This is a genomic window from Pseudomonas sp. GW821-FHT10C09 (assembly GCF_059415465.1).
This window is the reverse complement of sequence record NZ_JBWKNG010000009.1, coordinates 114,168-132,243: the sequence shown is the minus strand read 5'-3', so window position 1 is coordinate 132,243 and position 18,076 is coordinate 114,168. Positions and strand designations below refer to the sequence as shown.

The window sequence follows — 18,076 nt, the reverse complement described above, 5'->3', positions numbered from 1 at the left end:
ATGCGCGCTCTACTTGTGCTGTTCAGTTTGATGCTGTCGATGTCGCTGTCTGCGGCGGAAAAACTTCAGGTGGTCACCAGCTTCAGCATCCTCGCCGACATGACCCATCAGGTCGGCGGCGAGCATATCCAGATCACCAACATGGTCGGTCCGGACGCCGACGCCCACACCTACGAGCCTACGCCGGACGACGCCAAGGCGCTGCTCAGGGCCAAGCTGATCATCAAGAATGGATTGGGTTTTGAGCCATGGCTGGACCGTCTGGTGACCAGCACCGAAACCAAAGCACCGGTGATCAGTGCGAGTCACGGCGTCATCCCGCGCTCTCTGGATGAAGACGGCGAGACCATTCCCGACCCTCACGCCTGGCACAACCTGGCGAACACTGAGTTGTACATCGCCAACATCACCAAGGCGCTCATCGCAGCCGACCCGGCGAACACGGCGGACTACCAACGCAACAGCCAGGCCTACCTGAAAAAGATCTACGCCCTGCTTGCCGAAGCCAAGGCCAAGCTCGGTTCGCTGCCACCGGGCAATCGCAAAATAGTCACCTCCCATGACGCCTTCGGCTATCTCGGTCAGGCCTACGGGATCGACTTCATGGCACCGCAAGGACTGTCCACGGAACGTGAACCTTCGGCTGCCGAAGTGGCTGCGCTGATCACCCAGATACGCCAGGCCAAGGTCAAAGCGGTGTTCATGGAAAACATCAAGGACGCCCGACTGCTGAAACAGATTGCCGATGAAAGCGGCGCGCAGATCGGTGGCACGCTGTACTCCGATGCACTCGCCGCCACCGGGCCGGCCAGCACCTTTGCCGGGCTGTTCGAATACAACCTCAACACTCTCTACCAAGCGTTGAGCAAGCCATGATCCGCAAGAACCCTTCAGGAGATTTACCGCAAATTGCGCAGTCCGCCTATGTGGATAAGACGGCCATCATCTGCGGCAAAGTGCTGATTGGCGAGAATGTCTTCGTCGGCCCTTACGCGGTGATTCGTGCCGACGAAGTAGACGCCAGTGGTGAGATGGAGCCAATCACCATCGGCGCCAACTCGAACATCCAGGACGGCGTGGTGATTCATTCCAAGTCTGGCGCAGCCGTCACCATCGGCGAGTTCAGTTCAATCGCCCACCGCTCCATTGTGCATGGCCCTTGCTCCGTCGGTGACCGGGTGTTCATCGGCTTCAACAGCGTGCTGTTCAATTGCGCGGTGGGTGATGGTTGCGTGGTGCGGCATAACTCGGTGGTCGACGGTCGCGACTTGCCCGATGACTTTTACGTCCCCTCCACCACCCGCATCGGACCGAACACCGACCTGGCGCAGTTTCCACCGGTCAGCGTCAGCGCCTCGGAGTTTTCCGAGGACGTGGCGCGCACCAACGTCGACCTGGTGCGCGGTTACAAAGCGCTGCAAAACGAGTTCTGACCATGAGCAGTGTGCTGATTCGCAATGCCCGGCTGGTGAACGAAGGCCGTGAGTTCGAGGGAGATCTGCTGGTCAGCAATGGTCGGATCGTGAAGATCGCCAGCAGCATCCAGAATGAAAATGCCGACGTGGAAATCGATGCCGACGGCCAATGGCTGCTACCCGGAATGATCGACGACCAAGTGCACTTTCGCGATCCCGGCGCACCGCACAAGGGCAGTTTCTACACGGAATCGAGGGCAGCAGTGGCCGGTGGAATCACCAGCTTCATGGACATGCCCAACACCCGTCCGGCGACCCTGACCCTCGCAGACCTGGCGGACAAGAAGCGCCGCGCAGCGATCAGTTCAGTGGCCAATTACGGGTTCCATTTCGGCGTCAGCAATGACAACCTCGACACCATCGCTGCGCTCAATCCTTGCGAAGTCGCCGGCGTCAAAGTGTTCATGGGCGCCTCCACCGGCAACATGCTGGTCGATGACCCTCGGATTCTGGAGCGGCTATTCGCGCAAGTGCCGACGATTTTGTTGGCCCATTGCGAGCACACGCCCAGCATCAATGCCAACGACGCAAACCTTCGAGACCTGTTCGGCGAACATATTCCTGCGGCCGCCCACCCAATCATCCGCAACGCCGAGGCGTGCTTTCGCTCCTCCTCGATGGCCGTGGACCTGGCCAAGCGGCATGGCACCCGGTTGCATGTGCTGCACCTGACCACCGCCCGCGAACTGGCGCTGTTTGAAGACAAGCCGCTGGCGCAGAAACGCATTACCGCCGAAGTGTGCCTGCACCACTTGCTGTTCGATGATCGGGACTACTCGAGCCTCGGTAATCTGATCAAGTGCAACCCGGCCATCAAGTCTCAAGCCGACCGCGATGCATTGCGCCACGCATTGCTGAGCAATCGACTCGATGTGATCGGCAGCGACCACGCGCCGCACACCTGGGCGGAGAAACAACAGCCTTATCGTCAGGCACCTTCCGGCCTGCCGCTGGTGCAACACGCCCTGCCCGCGTTGCTGGAATTAATGGCTGACGAAGTCCTGCCGATAACCACCCTCGTGGCCAAGACCAGTCACCGCGTAGCCGATTTGTTCGCCATCCCCGACCGCGGTTATCTGCGCGAAGGCTATTGGGCCGACCTCGTTCTGATCAAATCCGAACCTGATGGCGTTGCCGTTTCCCAGCAACCCATCCTGTCTCAATGCGGCTGGACGCCCTTCGCCCGGCAGCGTTTTCGTCATAGCGTCAATACCACGCTGGTGTCCGGGCAAATTGCCTGGCACGACAAACGTCTTAATGACAACTGTCAGGGATTACCTCTACGGTTTATGCGCTAGCGCGCAATACAGAAGCACTCGAGAGCATCACCATGATTCAGATCCGCCTGCCCGATGGTTCATTGCGTGAATACAGCCAGCCTTTGTCCGTGTATGAACTCGCCGCGAGTATCAGCACCGGACTGGCCAAAGCGGCGGTGGCCGGTCGGGTGGACGGCGTGTTGGTGGACTGCGAACACGTGATCCGGGGCGATGCGCGGGTCAGCATCGTCACGCCTCAAGAGCCCGACGGCCTGGAGATTCTTCGACGCTCCTGCGCGTTGATACTGGCAATGGCGGTCAAGCAACTTTATCCCCATGTGCAGTTGCAGTCTGGATCGTCTCTGGGTGACGGGTTCTTTTATGGATTTACCGTCAAGCAGTCGCTGACCCGGTCCGACCTGCCCCTCATCGAAGCCCGGATGCAATTGCTGGCCGCGACCAACCATTCGATCCGCCGACAGACAATGAAGCCAGCAGAGCATTTGTCGCTGTACCGCCTGGGAGACTTCGAACAGTTGACGACAGGCCCACATGTTCCCGCCACGAAGGTGTTGCAGGCATTCTCCCTCGACCACATCAACGGTAAATCTGAGCAACGGATCTACGGCACGTGTTGGTCTTGCCAACAGGAACTGGACAGCTGGCGAGCGCCGCCCCTGGTCATGATTGTCAGCATGGCGGAGCGTCAGGCGGGTTATGTCCAGTCGGTGACCGAGGCATTGCGCCGAAGCGGTGTGCACGTCCATGTGGATCTGCGGCATGAAAAGGTCCGCCACAAGATTCGCGAGCACGGTCAAAAAGTGCCGTACCTGATGGTCGTGGGCGAGAAGGAACAGGAAGGTGAGTTCGTCAGTTTGCGCAGCGGTGCCGGTGAGGATTTCGGCAGGATGGATGTTGAGGCGGCGTGTCAGTGGCTCAATCACGCCCGCTCCCACACGAGCGTGTAGGGAACGGGTGTAACGGCGAAGGTCTTAAGCGCGAGGTTTGACCGTCCCGCAATCCTGCCCCAGCCACACGGCGCGACTTTCCAGGCTACCCTTTTGCTGGATGCCGGTGGCATTGAAGGTGCCGTTGACCTTGGTGGTGAACTCACGGTCGCTGAGGAAAGTAGCCACACCGGCGCCTTGCGCTTTCGGACAGCTGAAACGGAATTTCCACTGGTTGCCAGTACGGTCGGTGATTTCCTGTTTGCAGCCCGATTGCGGGTCGGTCAGAGGAATATTGTCGGTTTTCACCTGCTCCGGCGTCAGGCACGCCCGAATCCCTTTGCCGCCCATGGTGATGCCCTGTTTCTCCAGTTGCGCGCGCTGTTCCGGGGTCATCTGGCTCTGCAACTGCCCGAGGATCAGCTGCAAGTCCGGCAGGTTCTGGTTATCGACCTGCATGTTGCTGGTGGTCAATTCCCACAACCCGGGTTGCAGCATTTGCGCCTTCGCTGCCAAAGGAAGTGACAAACCAATAGCCATGGCCAAACCCAGCAGACGAACGTTCATCGAGTAACTCCTGATCAGTTGTGGCCGTTAGACGCCGGGCATCGGCTTCGGTTCATGGGCCAATTAAATAGCGACATTCTGCACGGAACATGGTCTGTTAAGCACTGAATCTTCAGGAGCAAGGCTGCCCCATGGATTACTTTGGACCGCACATTTTCGGCTACACCATTGCACTGCTTCACACGCTGGGCCTGATCGCTGCCATTCACGCGGTGCTCACCGTCCGCACCGCCCAGGGATCGATCGCCTGGGCGCTTTCGCTGGTGTTCATGCCTTACCTCACGCTCATCCCCTATCTGGTTTTCGGCCGCAGTACCTTTGATGGCTACATCAAGGCGCGGCGCCAGGCCAACGAAGAGATGCGCAAGGCCATCTCCGAGCTCAACTGGCGCCCCTGGGTCGAGGAGGCGCTGACCGCTCGTGCTTCCAATGCCTATGCGTCGCTGCGGGCGATGCCGAAGCTGGGCCGCATGCCGTGCCTGGCGAACAACGAAGTGCATTTGTTGATCAATGGCCAAGCCACGTTTGATTCGATTTTCGACGCCATCAGCCAGGCGAAAGAAGCCGTGCTGATTCAATTTTTCATCATCCACGATGATCGTCTCGGCCAACGCCTGCAAAACCTGCTGCTGAAGAAAGCGGCCGAAGGCGTCGCGATTTACCTGCTGTACGACCGAATTGGCAGCCACTCCCTGCCCCACAGCTACGTGCAACCGTTGCGCGATGCTGGCGTCGAGGTCAAAGCGTTCGCCACTCGCAGTGGCTGGCTCAATCGCTTCCAGGTCAACTTCCGCAACCACCGCAAGATTGTAGTGGTCGATGGTGTGCTGGGCTTCGTCGGCGGGCACAACGTGGGCGACGAGTACATGGGCGAGAAACCACCACTGGCACCTTGGCGCGATACCCATGTTCGAGTGCGCGGCCCGGTAGTCGCCTGTATGCAGGAGTCTTTTGCCGAAGACTGGTTCTGGGCTGCACGCTCGCTGCCACCGCTGATCCTGCCGGATGTGTATCCAGACGACGGCGTACTGTGCCAATTGCTGGCAAGCGGTCCGGCGGATTCCTACGAAACCTGCTCATTATTCTTCGTCGAGGCCATCCATGCCGCGACTGAACGGGTGTGGATCACCAGCCCCTACTTCATCCCCGACGAAGCGGTGTTCGCCGCACTCAGGCTGGCAGTGCTTCGTGGTGTCGATGTGCGACTGTTGCTGCCCTCGCGTCCGGACCACCGCATCGTCTACGCCGCCTCCAGCCTTTATGCCTTCGAGGCCGTACGTGCCGGCGTGCGGGTGTTCCGCTACGAGCCCGGTTTCCTGCATCAGAAAGTGGTGTTGATCGACAGTGAAATCAGCGCCATCGGCAGTGCCAACCTGGACAACCGCTCGTTCCGGCTTAACTTCGAAGTGATGTTGTTGACGGTCGACAGCGCGTTTGCTGCCGAGGTGGAACAGATGCTTAACGATGACTTCGATCAGGCCCATGAAATCGCCAAAGACGAAGGCCGGGAGACCCACCGCCTGCAACAAGTCGGCATGCGGGTCGCCCGGCTTATTTCACCGATTCTCTAAGGGTTGTAGATGTCGTCGCGGGTCCATGGCAATTCATGGCTGCCATCGGGGTGGGCTTTGACCGCGAGGATCTGGTGCAGGTTGATCCAGCCCCGGGCAAACGCATAAGCGCATCCCGCCAGGTACAGCCGCCAGATCCGCAAGGCTTGTTCTGGCACTTGCCTGGACGCCGCCTCCAGATTGTCTTCCAGACGTTCGCTCCAATGGTCCAGAGTGCGCGCGTAGTGCAGGCGCAAGCTCTCGACGTCGACGATCTCCAGCCCCACTTCACTGATCTCTGCCGATATCATCGACAAGTGCGGCAGCTCGCCGTTGGGGAACACGTATTTCTCAATGAAGTCGCCGGCACCGCGTCCCACCGGACGGCCGTCGGTGTGTTTGGCGGTGATCCCGTGGTTCATCACCAGGCCGCCCTCTTTCACCGCGCCGAACAGGGTTTTGCAGTACTCAGCCAGGTTGGCGTGGCCGACGTGTTCGAACATGCCGACGCTGACCACTTTGTCGAAGCGCCCGTCTTGAGGCAGGTCGCGGTAGTCGAGCAGTTGCAGCTCGACCAGATCCTCCAGGCCTTCCTCTTTCACGCGTTCACGGGCCAGGGCGAGTTGCTCTTTACTGAGCGTAATGCCGAACACTTTCGCGCCGAATTCCCGCGCCGCGTACCGCGCCAGTCCGCCCCAACCGCAACCGACGTCCAGCAAATATTCACCCGGCTGTAACCGCAACTTGCGGCACAAATGACGGAATTTGGCTTGTTGTGCCTGCTCCAGGGTTTCACTGCCGGTCTCGAAATACGCGCAGGAATACGCCATGTCACTGTCGAGCCACAGCTGGTAAAACGCGTTGGAAAGGTCGTAGTGATAGGAGATGGCTTTGGCGTCGGTTTCTTTGTCGTGGACGGTACGCACCGGCTGATTGTCGTCGTTTTCGTCCAGCATCGCCTGACTCCACTCATCGCAGACGCGGATAACGTCGCTGATGGAGCCTTCAAGCTCAAGCTTGCCCTCGACAAACGCCGCTCCGAGCGCGTCCAGGCTTGGATGGGTGAACTGGGTAACCATTTGTGGGTCCTTGACCACAATCGTGACGCTGGGCGTTGGCCCCAGATTGAATTCATGGCCGTCCCAGAGTCGCAGGCGTAACGGTAGCTGCAGATTCTGTAAGGCCGGTGGAAGATGCGCGAGCATGGAGTGTTCCCCTGGTTTCAGACGTCTGATGTGAGGGTAGACCATCCTGTAAAATTAGCTGGCTATCGAATTAATAGCCGTTTTCTATGATGCGTTACGCTGTAACCAACCCTCGTGAATCCACTGCTTGAACCAGGTCACAGCTTGAAGTGGTGCGCCCTCTCCATAGATGACTGTCAATTCAGAGCACAGTTCAGCAAAATTCCAGCCCTGCTCAAACAGTCCTTTTAGCGCGTTGGCCTCTTCGAGCTCCAGGCTTCGATATTGGCAAACAAGATCATTTCGACAGATCACCACAACGCTGGAAGCGTCGAGTCTCGTACTGCCAGGGAACGGCGTTTCATCCTTGGCCGATCGCCAAAGCGCCACACTGTTGAAAGAACATTCAAACCATTGCAGCGAAGGGCTGGGACGCACTTGCAGCGTCGGCCAGTCTTGCGGTGCCAGTTCCGCCATGTCCTGCACCGTCAACGGCGTTCCCGGTGGCGCATCGAATGCCAGCGTAAAAGCCCACTCAAGGGCGGCGAGTTCGGCCAGAGGCGCACTTTGCTCAGGCACCAGGTGCTGGCGAATAAACGTTTCGAAGCCTTTGCCGAGCCAGCGAAGGCTGTAATGAGTCGAGGGATTCTGGCGGATATACGTTGCGGCGAGCTGTTCGAACTCGTCGTCACCCAGCCAGTTGAGGACTGCGGGATAGTCGCCGCGCAGCACTTCCTGCAGCCGGGCTTGATAAGCATTGTGATAAATCGCCAGCCCCGTGCGGACGTCCAGCGTCGGTCCACCGATAAGGCTTGAGCCAAGCGCCACATCCGCCGCCGAAGACTCTTCCGACAGGTAACGTTCAAAGGACTGTTGCCATTCGTTCAGGCGCATTTTCGTCTCCGGGCCAGCGAACTCTCGCCGAGCTCCCGGGCTTTTTGCAGTTCTGTTAGCAGTTCTTCAAACGGCGGGAAATGGTCATCGCGCTCCAGCAGCGTGGCGACCGGGCCGAGGTAATCGAAGGTTCGTTGGTAAAGTGCCCAGACCGGATCGCTGACGGGATGGTCATGGGTGTCGATGACGTAATCGCCGTAATCGCTATGGCCCGCCAAGTGAAGTTGGCGAATCTTGTTTGCCGGTAAACCTTGAATGAAGGTCCACGGGTCGAAGCCATGATTGCGCGAGCTGACATAGACATTGTTGACGTCCAGCAACAGCTCGCAATCGCTCAACTGACTCAGGGCATGAAGAAATTCCCACTCGCTGAAATCATCGCCTGCACTGCGCACATAGCTGGAGACGTTCTCCAGTACCAGTGGCTGCTGCAATACGTCTTGCACCTGGCGCACTCGGCCTGCCACGTAATAGAGACTTTCCTCGGTGTACGGTAACGGCAACAAATCATGCAGCTGATGGGCGTTGCCTCGGCTCCAGCACAAGTGATCAGAGATCCACGCCGGTTTGACGCGATCAGCCAGGTGTTTGAGTTGTTGCAAGTAGTCGGGATCGAGGGCATGCGGCCCGCCGATGGACAACGACACACCATGCATCACCAGCGGATAACGCTCGGCAATGGCATCAAGGTAGTAGAGGGCTTTGCCGCCCTGCACCATGAAGTTTTCGGAGACGACTTCGAACCAGTCCACGGCCGGCGACTGATCAAGAATCTGTTGGTAGTAAGCACTGCGCAAACCCAGGCCGTAGCCCAGACAAGTAGGGGATGCAGACATTTGCGGACTCCTCGCAAAAAAGCCGCAGTGGCCATGGGGAAACCACTGCGGCGCAAAGCGGTAGCCGGTTATTCGCCGACCTTGCCACCTTCCTTCATGCATTGAGCTTGAGTCATCGCCTTGAAGCCGTGACCTTTGCAAACGCCCTGCCCCTTACAGGCATTTTCTGCGGTTTTGCAATCGTTCATGCCTTTGCACGACGTCACGCCGTAGCAGTGAACCTGAGCCGCGTCGGCAGCTTGAGCCTGAGTCGCAACACCGGCAAACAGGGTGGCAGCGGCGAAAGCGAGAGCGGCACCAGCGGTAGCGGATTTGAAGTTCATTTTTGTATCCTCGGTGATCGTCAGGGTTGTCGGCTGGAACGTTGTTCAGTCCCGACACAGCACTAGAGAGCGCTGCCCCAACGGCGTTACAGAGGCCTGCAAAAAAGTTTTCGATCCCCTCAACTGTCTTCCTTGAGCTTGAGCAAAGGCTCCTGAAACCGCAGCAAACGCCCGGCGTTGCCCAGCACCAGTAATGTGCTCAAGTTATGCAGCAACGCTGCAATCATCGCCCCTGCCGCACCGAGCCAGCCAAAAGCGGCGAAGGCCACAATCGCCAGGGTCCAGCCCAGACCGATGATCACATTGACCTGCAAGGTCTGGCGGCATTGACGGCTCAAGCGCACACAGGTGCCGAGCCGACGCAGGTCGCTGCCGATCAACACGATGTCAGCCGAGGCCAGTGCAATGTCTGCCCCGCCCGCGCCCATCGCCACACCGACGACACCGGCCTTGAGCGCCAGGGAGTCGTTGATCCCGTCCCCGACCACCATCGGCCGAAAGCCGCTACCGATTTCCTTGAGCACGCGATTGAGTTTGTCCTCCGGCAGTGCCTGCGCTTCGACATCGCTGATGCCGACGTCGCGAGCGAGCGTGTGCGCGACGCTCTGCCGATCCCCGGTGAGCAGCAACTGCCGACCCAGGCCCAACTCACGCAACTCACTCAAGGCAAATCGCGCCTCGGGTTTGACACTGTCGGCCAGCAACAGCCAGGCGAGGAATTCACCGTTAAGCGCCAGCCCGGCAATCGGGCCGTCGTGCTCAGGAACCGCCGACGTAGCAATGCCCAACTGCGCGAACAACTCCGGACGACCGAGGGCGGCCTCGCCCTGTTCGGTCATTGCCACCACGCCCAAGCCCTGACGCTCGTGGATATCCGACAGCAACAGAAAATGCTCCTGCGTGACCAACCCGGCGAGCGCACGACTGACCGGATGACTGCTGGCTGACCCGAGGCTGGCGGCCAGTTTCAGGACGTGACTGCGGTCTTCCAGCGGACTGTCGATCGACTGCAGGCGCAGAGTGCCAAACGTCAGCGTGCCCGTCTTATCAACCACCAGCGACGTCAGGTCCGCCAGTTCTTCAAGGAACGCCGAACTGCGGATCAGAATGCCGTGCCGCGCTGCCACCGCGACCCCGGCAATGGCCGTCGCCGGTGCCGACAACACCAACGCACAGGGACACGCAGCGACCAGCACCGCGAGCATTGCCTGGGCGTCATTGGTGACAAACCAGGTCACCGCCGCCAGCAGCAAAACCAGCACCATGTAGCTGCCAGCGTAACGCTCCAACAAACGAGTAATCGGTGGCTTGGAGCGCTCGGCGCTTTGCATCAGCGCGATGACTTTACCCAGAGTCGATTCGTTGCCGGTGCGGGTCACTTCAATGCGAAGCAAACCATCGAGGTTGATCGCCCCACCGAACACCGGCATGCCTACGCCAGCTTCAATCGGCACCGACTCACCGGTAATCGAAGCGGTATCGAGGCTCGCCTGACCAGACAACACCCGACCGTCCGCCGGCACACGATCACCGGCGCGCACCTCGACCAGGTCGCCAGCCTTGAGCGTGCTGTTGTCGACTTCGAGGATCGAGCCATCCGCCTGCACCTTGCGCGCATGACTGCGGGTCAGTTTGCCGAGGGCATGAATCGCTTCCTGAGAACCGATCACGCTGCGCTCTTCCAGCACGTGGCCGAAGATCATGATGATCGGCAACAACGCGGCGGTCAGCAAATCACCCGTGGCCCAGGCGCCGAGCATGGCGAGCGCGATCAACTGATCGGTGATCCCGTGCAAGCTGGGATAACGCAGGCTGTACCACGCCGAACGCATCACCGGCACGGCCACCAACAGCGATGCAAACCCGAGCAGTAATTGGCTGACGCCGGTCTGCTCCGGTGACAACCAGCGCCAGATCAGGCCGAGCCCGAGCAGTCCCAGTGCAAGCATGGCCAGCGTCAGTTGGCGAGCGGCGCTGCGTTGTTCGGCCGAGGACAACATGCTCGGTGCAGCGGCGGATTGCGCGGTCATTGTGCAGCTCCCTGAATGATCAGGCGGGAATCGTCCTTCGGATCAACCGTGGTCACCGAACCGGCCTGGCCGAGGATCTTTGGCATCCGTTCGCGGTAAATGCGCAGCAGCATTTGCGGGTCGGTGCCCTGCTGTTGCGCCTTTGCCAGGCTCAGGACGGTGGCGGTGTCGGCAAACGCTTTTGCCAGTCGTTCGCTGGCTTGGGCATGGGCCACTTGCAACGCTCGATCAGCTTGTTCATTGGCGGCTTGGTTTGCTTTCTCGGCTTCGGTACGCGCGTTCGCCACGGCTTTGTCGGCCTGCTGACTCGCGGTCAGTACCGCGTTGAAAGCATTCACCGCAGGGCCGGGCAAACTTGATTGCACGTCGACTCGCGCGACTTCGATACCCAACCCCTGCCCTGTTGCTTTCAGCTCGGCCAGCCGTTGATTGATGCCCTGCACCAAATCGCCACGCAGACGTTCACGGCGTTCGGCCGCCTGATTGTCGGCGCCGATCAGTTCCGGACGCGCCACCAGAATGGTGTCCAGATCTCGCGCGGCAGTCAGGGCCACGGCACTGCGGGTGACCAGTCGATCCAGCGCCGGCAGCACATGCTCACCTTGCAGCACGAACGCATACGGCTCGGTGACTTTGTAGAACACCCGCACATCGAGTTGCACCACGCCGGCGTCGCCCGTCAGCAAATAGCCAGAACCGGCGAGTGCATCACTGAGCGGTGTGGCGAACGTGGCGACGCGGTCCGCTTGCAAGGCGACATCGCTGCGCAACAGGTTTTCCACCCGACGCTCAATGACCCGATCGGCCGCTGGCAATAGAACCACCTGCTCAAACGGCCTCGGCCATGCCAGTAACAAACCGGCATTCTGGATGCGATCCAGCGCTCCGAAATGCAGGACCACTGCGCGATTCTGCGGATCAATCTGCCGCACATTGGAGAACGCCCAGGCTAATGCAGCCAGAACCGTTACGGCATACAGCGCCAAAAAAGCCAGGCGTCCGGCCTGAATCCAGGGGCTGCTTAACTCATGTGTTCCACGTGGAACTAAATTCATGGCTGCGACCCGGACTTGTTTTCGAGGGTCGGTGGTCCATCAACCAACCCCCGAAATGGCGCGGCATCGGTGCGCAATATCAGTTTAGTGCCCGGCGAAACGATGGTGCCCAAGGTGTCGAGGGAGCGCAGCAAGTTGTACAGCTGCGGAGAGCCGGCATAAGCACGGCCGTAAATCTGCGCGGCTTCAACCCGCGATTGAGCTTCGATGTCAGCCGCTTTCACTGTCGCATCGGCCTGGACGATTCGCGCATCTCGCTCGGCGGCGGATCGGATTTGCGCTGCTTCGCGTTTGCCGATTGCAGTGCGTTCGGTCGCAATTGTTTCACGCTCGGCGCGCATGCGATCAACCGTGGCGGTCAAGGTGACCGACGGCAGGGTCAAACGCTCGATGCCAACTTGCAACACGCGCACGCCATAAGTAGTGAGTAATTGCTGATCGATCTGCTGCCGCAGTTGTGCCTCAAAGTCGGCAATGTGCACTTGATTGGCGTCGGTGTTGACCAGGTTGGCCAAGTCAAAACTGCTGGCCGTGGTTTCCAGTGCAGAGCCGACAAACGTGCGGATCTGCCGTGCCGCTTCATCCGGCTGGTTCTGCACCGCGCGCATGAAGCGCTGCACGTTGTCCGGATCGCCCTGCACCTGCCACGCCACGTAGGCCTGAACGATGATACGCAAACCGTCGCGGGTACCCACATCCTGCAAACCACTGGAAGTGGTGCGCAGCCGCAAGTCGACAGGAATGGCCGCTTCAAACGGTGCCGGCCAACGCCAGCCAAGACCCGGCTCCAGCAACACCCGCGACGGATTGCCGAAGCGGGTGATCACGGTGGCCTCCCCCGATCGCACTTGCACCAGGCTTGCGGCAGCGATGGCGAAGGCCACGAGCAACGCCGCCCAGCTCATGCGCCGCCAGGGAAACGGACCGGCTTCTTGTGGATCGCCGTGGTGATGATGGTGATGACCGTGTCCGCCATGGCCGTGATCGTGGCCGGCGTGGTCATCGTGATCGTGTGTGTGCGACTGGCTCAATGGGTAGCTCCTGGCTGGGCGCTCGTACGCGGCGACGCAGGATCAGCCGGCAGCGTGAAAGTACGAAGGTCGATGGTCGGCGCATTGCTGCTGCCACCCAGACGATGATCAAGAATCAGCAGCTTGGCGTTCGCCAGGCCCTGGCTCAGTTGGCTGAGGTATTGCTCCAGCACAAAGGCTTGGCCGGCGGTGGCATAGGCTTTCTGTTCGGCGTTGAATTTCAGGTCTGCCGCCTGGGCCGTGGCGTTGATTTCATGGGCGCTGGCGGTTGCTTGATCGCGGGCAATGCTCGCCTGCAGTTGCGCCTGGTTGGTCGCCTCCGCAGCCGCACCGCGTTCCCGCGAGATCAATGCTTGCGCGCCAATCTGCGCAGCCTGCACACCGTGATAGGCATTGGCGGCGCCGGCCGGTGGGTGAATCGCTTCGACCACCGTGGCGAGAATTTCCACGCCGCTGTTGAGTTTGTGCAAGTCGGCCTGAACCGCCCGGCCGATCTCGTCAGCCAGCCCTACCCTGTCCTCGCCGAGCAAACCGTCAAGGGTTCGAGAGGCAAAGTCATGCACCAGAATCCGGCTGGCGGTGCTGCGAATCAGCGTCGGCACGTCCGCGCTGTTGTAGGTGGCCGCCAGCGCCGCTTGATCGGTCAGGCCGATGCGATAGACGAAACGCACGTCCATGTTGACGATCTGGAAGCTCTGTTTGTCGGCGCGACTGCTGGCAATGACCTGGGATTTATCGTTCACGTGGCTGGCGTCCCATAGCCGATTGGCAATCGCCGGGGCCGGGCCTTCGGCAGGTTCGGGTACGACCGGTGCCGACGCTTCGCCAACGCTGGTGGCCAACTCGTGAACCACGCCGTTTTCAACATTCAGCACACGGCCCAACGGCCACGGCAATCCAGCGTGCAAACCAGGACCAAATACCTCCACCGGTTTGCCGAATCGTTCGTAGATGCCCCGCCCTTGCAGGGGTATTTCGTGAATGCCAGTGAGTGACCAGCCGACCAGAACAACCACCGCCAGCACCGGCAGAAATGCGCGACGCATGTAAGTGAAGGCCCAGATCTGCCGCAAGTCGATGCCAAAACGGTTGTGCAGTTCGTGCTGCAACGCGAGCAGCGGTTGTGGCGGCCAGCGCAGCATGTCGGCGACAAAACTGCGCGCCAGCAACGTAGGTTCAAGTTGTTCACGCTGTGGACTGAACAGCGACAACAGCGCCCGCAGCAGCAACTCGACTGCGACCAGGCCCGGCAGCAGCCCGATCAGCACCGCCAATCGCACCGGCCAGACCGAGGTTTCACTGGCGAACAACAGACACAATGCGCCGATCACCAGGCAAATGATCGCCACCCGCGTCAGTTGCGCCAGTGCCCCGGCTTCCGGCCATTGAGCGACGTTTTCCTGGGCCAGTTGCCGCTCGACCACCAGCAGACCGAATGCCAGCAGCAACGCCAGCGCCGCACCGACACTGGCCGATAACCCAAGCGCGGCGGGCGGTAACGCAAGGTTCCAGAACTGACTGATGCTGAACAACGTCAACAGCGCCCAACCGCCGAGCCAGAGGGTTGGCGCGCCGATCTGGCCGAGCATTTTCATCGAGCCCTGACTGAGTCGCTCCAGCAGCCGCTCATACCAACCTTCCGGCGCCACGGTTTCGTCGACGACGACCACGTCCAGCGGCGGGTTCATCGCTTGTGTGCGCCACCGGGTCACCCACCAGGCGGATTGCAGACCGGCGACCAGCACCAGTAAAGCGGCGCTCTGACTGACCAGTAACGCGCCCCACAGCGACTGAGGCGCAAACAACCCGACAAACAACGCCAGCACCAGCCCGGCCGCTGCCAAAGCACTCAGGCCAATGGCGAACTGGCGCAATCGCCGCCCCTGAAAGAGCGCCTGCTGAAAGCGCGGCAACCCTGCTACCTGCGCGCTATCGACTTCGAGATCGACTTGCATACCACCCCAGTGCTTGTTCAATGCGGACATCGCGTTTCGTTACGATATAACGAAAGCGGTGAAATTTTTGTACTAAATCCCTCTATCTAAAGGCGCTGAACCTGTCGCTTGGCTGAAGCCTTGACCGAAACTGCGATAAACGCACATATTACGTTCGTAATTTTTACCAACTACTATTTTTAACCAGCCCGATCCCTTCACTTCAGGAGTACATCCATGAGCAGCTACGACGTCGTGATTCTGGGCGGTGGCCCCGGTGGTTATAACGCCGCGATCCGTGCCGGCCAGCTGGGTTTGAAAGCGGCTTGCGTCGAAGGTCGCGCAACCCTCGGCGGCACCTGCCTGAACGTCGGCTGCATGCCGTCCAAGGCGCTGTTGCACGCATCCGAACTCTACGACGCGGCCATGGGCGCGGAATTCGCCAACCTGGGCATCGAGGTCAAACCCACCCTCAACCTCGCCCAGATGATGAAACAAAAAGATGAAAGCGTTACCGGGCTGACCAAGGGCATCGAGTTTCTGTTTCGCAAAAATAAAGTCGACTGGATCAAGGGTTGGGGCCACATCGACGGGCCGGGCAAAGTCACGGTCACCGACAGTGTCGGTGGCAAGACCGAGCTGAGCGCCAAGGACATCATCATCGCCACCGGCTCCGAGCCCACTCCCCTGCCGGGCGTCGACATCGATAACCAACGCATCCTCGATTCCACCGGAGCGCTGTCGCTGGCCGAAGTGCCAAAGCATTTGGTGGTGATCGGTGCCGGCGTCATTGGCCTGGAACTGGGCTCCGTGTGGCGGCGCCTGGGTGCTCAAGTCACAGTAGTCGAATTTCTCGACCGCATCTGTCCGGGGGTGGACGTTGAGGCTGGCAAAACCCTTCAACGTTCGCTGAGTAAACAAGGCATCACCTTCAAATTGAGTTCAAAAGTCACCCGTGCCACTTCAACGGCGAGCGGTGTACAGCTCAGCATCGAACCGGCGGCAGGCGGCACCGCCGAGTTGCTGGAGGCCGATTACGTGCTGGTGTCGATCGGGCGCCGGCCTTACACCCAGGGCCTGGGGCTGGAAAACGTCGGCCTCGCCACGGACAAGCGCGGCATGCTCGCCAACAAGGGCCACCGCACCGAAGCGCCAGGCGTGTGGGTGATCGGCGACGTCACGTCCGGGCCGATGCTCGCCCATAAGGCTGAAGATGAAGCCATGGCCTGCGTGGAACAGATCGTCGGCAAGGCTGGGGAAGTGAATTACAACCTGATTCCCAGCGTGGTCTACACCAAGCCGGAGCTGGCCAGCGTCGGCAAGACCGAGGAGCAGCTCAAGGCCGAAGGTCGCGCGTACAAGGTCGGTAAATTCCCGTTCACCGCCAACAGCCGGGCCAAGATCAACCACGAAACCGAAGGCTTCGCCAAAGTGCTGGCCGATGAACGCACGGACGAAATTCTCGGCGTGCATCTCGTAGGCCCGAGTGTCAGTGAAATGATTGGCGAGTATTGCGTGGCGATGGAATTCAGCGCCTCGGCCGAGGACATTGCGTTGACGTGCCATCCGCACCCGACACGGTCTGAGGCGTTGCGTCAGGCGGCGATGAATGTGGCGGGGATGGCGACGCAGATGTAGTGGCCGCCAGACCGCTTTCGCGAGCAGGCTCGCTCCCACACTCGTTTTGTGAAGGCCACAAATCAACTGTGGGAGTGAGCCTGCTCGCGAAGGGGGCGACTCGGTCTAGAGCGGAAGATGCCCCAACGGCAACGCCCCCGGCGTCTTCACCGTGTGAATCGCAAAGTTACTGCGGATATCGCTCACACCCGGCAACTTCAGCAGCCTCTCGGTGAGAAAGCGGTCATACCCACGCAAATCCGGCACCACCACCTGCAGTAGAAAATCCGATTCCCCAGACACCAGAAACGCCGAAATCACTTCCGGCAACGCCGTCACCGCCACGCGGAACGCCTCGGCTTGCTCGTCGTTGTGACGCTCGACCTTGACCCCGACAAACACTGTCAGCCCAAGTCCCACTTCGTCGCGATCCAGATTGGCCTGATAGCCGCGAATCACCCCGGCTTCTTCCAGCATCCGCACTCGACGCAAACAGGGTGAAGCGGATAAACCGATTTCGTCAGCCAATTGCACATTACTCAGCCGACCGTCCCGTTGCAGGGCCGCGAGGATCTTGCGGTCGTAGGCGTCCAATTTCATGTTTGGCAGATCCTGATGGTTCGATCGTGTGAAAGCAGCAGGTTATGCCAATTTTCCAAGCTTTAGAAGCTGACTACGCAACCACCTGCCCTGCCCTTGCGTCCTAGACTGACCCTACCGAATCGACCACGAAAGGGGCGCAGCATGGCAGGACTCTGGCTGTTTTTCATGGCATTGGCGGTGGTGTATTTGTTGCCCGGGCCGGACATGATCCTGCTGCTGCAAACCGGCGCCCGTCAGGGAAAAGGCGCGGCGTTGGCGACGGCTGTGGGCTTGGGGATTGCTCGTGGCTGCCACGTGGCATTGGCTGCATTGGGATTGGCGGCGTTGTTCAAAGCGGCGCCCTGGACGTTCGATGTGGTGCGGCTGGCCGGCGCCGCGTATCTGCTGTGGATTGGCATTCAATGTCTGCGCACTACGATGCTGCCGAACCTGAACGGCACTGACGCTTCAACCGCGAAACCGCGCTGGTCGGCGTCGATCAAGCGCGGGCTGTTCACCAACCTGCTCAACCCCAAGGCATTGCTGTTCTGTTCGGTGCTGCTGCCGCAGTTCATCGACCCACACGCCGGATCAGTCCTCACGCAATTCGCGATCCTCGGCATGGTGCTGGTCAGCGTCGGCTTCCTCTTCGACAGCGCCTATGCGCTGGTCGGAGCGGCACTGGGTCGTTGGCTGCAACGCAGTCCTTCGGCCCAGCGACTCCAGCAATGGCTGTTTGGCAGCCTGTTGATCGGCTTCGCCGTGCGGCTGACCTTTGTGCAACAGGCGTAA

At 60.1% G+C, this 18,076-nt stretch carries 17 protein-coding genes; 7 read left to right on the top strand and 10 right to left on the bottom strand.

What is annotated here, in order from left to right:
- From AC07N8_RS11405 to AC07N8_RS11390, 4 genes are read left to right on the top strand one after another with little or no spacing between them, the layout of a single operon-like run.
- Positions 1-876: a metal ABC transporter substrate-binding protein gene (locus tag AC07N8_RS11405; protein ID WP_493143566.1), complete on the top strand. Its 876-nt coding sequence runs from the start codon at positions 1-3 to the stop codon at positions 874-876.
- Positions 873-1,433 carry a gamma carbonic anhydrase family protein gene (locus tag AC07N8_RS11400; protein WP_493143569.1) on the top strand — a complete coding sequence of 187 codons (561 nt, stop codon included), beginning with the start codon at positions 873-875 and terminating at the stop codon, positions 1,431-1,433. Before AC07N8_RS11405 ends, AC07N8_RS11400 begins: the two co-directional genes overlap by 4 nt.
- A gap of 2 nt (positions 1,434-1,435) precedes the next feature.
- The gene (locus AC07N8_RS11395) at positions 1,436-2,773 is read left to right on the top strand and encodes a dihydroorotase (RefSeq protein ID WP_493143571.1); all 1,338 of its coding nucleotides are present in this window, start codon (positions 1,436-1,438) and stop codon (positions 2,771-2,773) included.
- A 32-nt stretch (positions 2,774-2,805) separates the two neighbouring features.
- On the top strand, positions 2,806-3,702 hold the full coding sequence (locus AC07N8_RS11390; RefSeq protein WP_483841583.1) for a His/Gly/Thr/Pro-type tRNA ligase C-terminal domain-containing protein: 897 nt from the start codon (positions 2,806-2,808) through the stop codon (positions 3,700-3,702).
- A 24-nt stretch (positions 3,703-3,726) separates the two neighbouring features.
- On the opposite strand, the gene AC07N8_RS11385 is transcribed toward AC07N8_RS11390, so the two are convergent.
- Positions 3,727-4,248, bottom strand: coding sequence for a DUF3617 domain-containing protein (locus AC07N8_RS11385; RefSeq protein WP_493143574.1), 522 nt, complete (start codon positions 4,246-4,248; stop codon positions 3,727-3,729).
- 131 nt (positions 4,249-4,379) lie between these two features.
- Between AC07N8_RS11385 and cls the strand changes: the two genes are divergently transcribed.
- Positions 4,380-5,819, top strand: coding sequence for a cardiolipin synthase (cls, locus tag AC07N8_RS11380; protein ID WP_483841581.1), 1,440 nt, complete (start codon positions 4,380-4,382; stop codon positions 5,817-5,819).
- On the opposite strand, the gene cfaB is transcribed toward cls, so the two are convergent.
- From cfaB to hflK (AC07N8_RS11340), 8 genes are all read right to left on the bottom strand, one after another.
- Positions 5,816-7,003 carry a C17 cyclopropane fatty acid synthase CfaB gene (gene cfaB / locus AC07N8_RS11375; protein ID WP_483841580.1) on the bottom strand — a complete coding sequence of 396 codons (1,188 nt, stop codon included), beginning with the start codon at positions 7,001-7,003 and terminating at the stop codon, positions 5,816-5,818. The genes cls and cfaB overlap by 4 nt on opposite strands.
- Before the next feature lie 84 nt (positions 7,004-7,087).
- Positions 7,088-7,876: an HvfC/BufC family peptide modification chaperone gene (locus AC07N8_RS11370; RefSeq protein WP_493143577.1), complete on the bottom strand. Its 789-nt coding sequence runs from the start codon at positions 7,874-7,876 to the stop codon at positions 7,088-7,090.
- Positions 7,867-8,712: an MNIO family bufferin maturase gene (gene bufB / locus AC07N8_RS11365; RefSeq protein WP_493143579.1), complete on the bottom strand. Its 846-nt coding sequence runs from the start codon at positions 8,710-8,712 to the stop codon at positions 7,867-7,869. Before bufB ends, AC07N8_RS11370 begins: the two co-directional genes overlap by 10 nt.
- A 68-nt stretch (positions 8,713-8,780) precedes the next feature.
- Positions 8,781-9,035 carry a BufA2 family periplasmic bufferin-type metallophore gene (bufA2, locus tag AC07N8_RS11360; RefSeq protein ID WP_483841577.1) on the bottom strand — a complete coding sequence of 85 codons (255 nt, stop codon included), beginning with the start codon at positions 9,033-9,035 and terminating at the stop codon, positions 8,781-8,783.
- 119 nt (positions 9,036-9,154) lie between these two features.
- Complete coding sequence (locus tag AC07N8_RS11355; RefSeq protein ID WP_483841576.1) at positions 9,155-11,065, bottom strand: cation-translocating P-type ATPase; 1,911 nt, start codon at positions 11,063-11,065, stop codon at positions 9,155-9,157.
- Positions 11,062-12,120 carry a protease modulator HflK gene (hflK, locus tag AC07N8_RS11350; RefSeq protein ID WP_493143581.1) on the bottom strand — a complete coding sequence of 353 codons (1,059 nt, stop codon included), beginning with the start codon at positions 12,118-12,120 and terminating at the stop codon, positions 11,062-11,064. Before hflK (AC07N8_RS11350) ends, AC07N8_RS11355 begins: the two co-directional genes overlap by 4 nt.
- A complete protein-coding gene (gene hflC / locus AC07N8_RS11345) occupies positions 12,117-13,151 on the bottom strand; it encodes a protease modulator HflC (protein WP_493143583.1) in 1,035 nt (344 codons plus the stop codon). Before hflC ends, hflK (AC07N8_RS11350) begins: the two co-directional genes overlap by 4 nt.
- Positions 13,148-15,106: a protease modulator HflK gene (gene hflK / locus AC07N8_RS11340; RefSeq protein ID WP_493143696.1), complete on the bottom strand. Its 1,959-nt coding sequence runs from the start codon at positions 15,104-15,106 to the stop codon at positions 13,148-13,150. The genes hflC and hflK (AC07N8_RS11340) overlap by 4 nt, the downstream gene beginning before the upstream one ends.
- Before the next feature lie 216 nt (positions 15,107-15,322).
- Between hflK (AC07N8_RS11340) and lpdA the strand changes: the two genes are divergently transcribed.
- Positions 15,323-16,723, top strand: a complete 1,401-nt coding sequence (gene lpdA / locus AC07N8_RS11335) for a dihydrolipoyl dehydrogenase (RefSeq protein ID WP_483841573.1) — start codon at positions 15,323-15,325, stop codon at positions 16,721-16,723.
- A 105-nt stretch (positions 16,724-16,828) separates the two neighbouring features.
- Here lpdA and AC07N8_RS11330 read toward each other — a convergent pair whose 3' ends face one another.
- Positions 16,829-17,302 (bottom strand): Lrp/AsnC family transcriptional regulator, encoded by a 474-nt coding sequence (locus AC07N8_RS11330; protein ID WP_027926238.1) that lies wholly within the window; start codon positions 17,300-17,302, stop codon positions 16,829-16,831.
- A 144-nt stretch (positions 17,303-17,446) separates the two neighbouring features.
- Between AC07N8_RS11330 and AC07N8_RS11325 the strand changes: the two genes are divergently transcribed.
- Positions 17,447-18,076, top strand: a complete 630-nt coding sequence (locus AC07N8_RS11325; protein ID WP_493143586.1) for a LysE family translocator — start codon at positions 17,447-17,449, stop codon at positions 18,074-18,076.

Bases quoted from the DNA above. Each gene is read 5' to 3' on its own strand.
- AC07N8_RS11330 (WP_027926238.1), bottom strand. From the start codon at position 17,302: ATGAAATTGGACGCCTACGACCGCAAGATCCTCGCGGCCCTGCAACGG.
- cfaB (WP_483841580.1), bottom strand. From the start codon at position 7,003: ATGCTCGCGCATCTTCCACCGGCCTTACAGAATCTGCAGCTACCGTTA.
- AC07N8_RS11405 (WP_493143566.1), top strand. From the start codon at position 1: ATGCGCGCTCTACTTGTGCTGTTCAGTTTGATGCTGTCGATGTCGCTG.
- AC07N8_RS11395 (WP_493143571.1), top strand. From the start codon at position 1,436: ATGAGCAGTGTGCTGATTCGCAATGCCCGGCTGGTGAACGAAGGCCGT.
- AC07N8_RS11325 (WP_493143586.1), top strand. From the start codon at position 17,447: ATGGCAGGACTCTGGCTGTTTTTCATGGCATTGGCGGTGGTGTATTTG.
- AC07N8_RS11385 (WP_493143574.1), bottom strand. From the start codon at position 4,248: ATGAACGTTCGTCTGCTGGGTTTGGCCATGGCTATTGGTTTGTCACTT.
- bufB (WP_493143579.1), bottom strand. From the start codon at position 8,712: ATGTCTGCATCCCCTACTTGTCTGGGCTACGGCCTGGGTTTGCGCAGT.
- lpdA (WP_483841573.1), top strand. From the start codon at position 15,323: ATGAGCAGCTACGACGTCGTGATTCTGGGCGGTGGCCCCGGTGGTTAT.
- cls (WP_483841581.1), top strand. From the start codon at position 4,380: ATGGATTACTTTGGACCGCACATTTTCGGCTACACCATTGCACTGCTT.
- AC07N8_RS11400 (WP_493143569.1), top strand. From the start codon at position 873: ATGATCCGCAAGAACCCTTCAGGAGATTTACCGCAAATTGCGCAGTCC.
- AC07N8_RS11355 (WP_483841576.1), bottom strand. From the start codon at position 11,065: ATGACCGCGCAATCCGCCGCTGCACCGAGCATGTTGTCCTCGGCCGAA.
- bufA2 (WP_483841577.1), bottom strand. From the start codon at position 9,035: ATGAACTTCAAATCCGCTACCGCTGGTGCCGCTCTCGCTTTCGCCGCT.
- AC07N8_RS11390 (WP_483841583.1), top strand. From the start codon at position 2,806: ATGATTCAGATCCGCCTGCCCGATGGTTCATTGCGTGAATACAGCCAG.
- hflK (WP_493143696.1), bottom strand. From the start codon at position 15,106: ATGCAAGTCGATCTCGAAGTCGATAGCGCGCAGGTAGCAGGGTTGCCG.
- hflK (WP_493143581.1), bottom strand. From the start codon at position 12,120: ATGAATTTAGTTCCACGTGGAACACATGAGTTAAGCAGCCCCTGGATT.
- AC07N8_RS11370 (WP_493143577.1), bottom strand. From the start codon at position 7,876: ATGCGCCTGAACGAATGGCAACAGTCCTTTGAACGTTACCTGTCGGAA.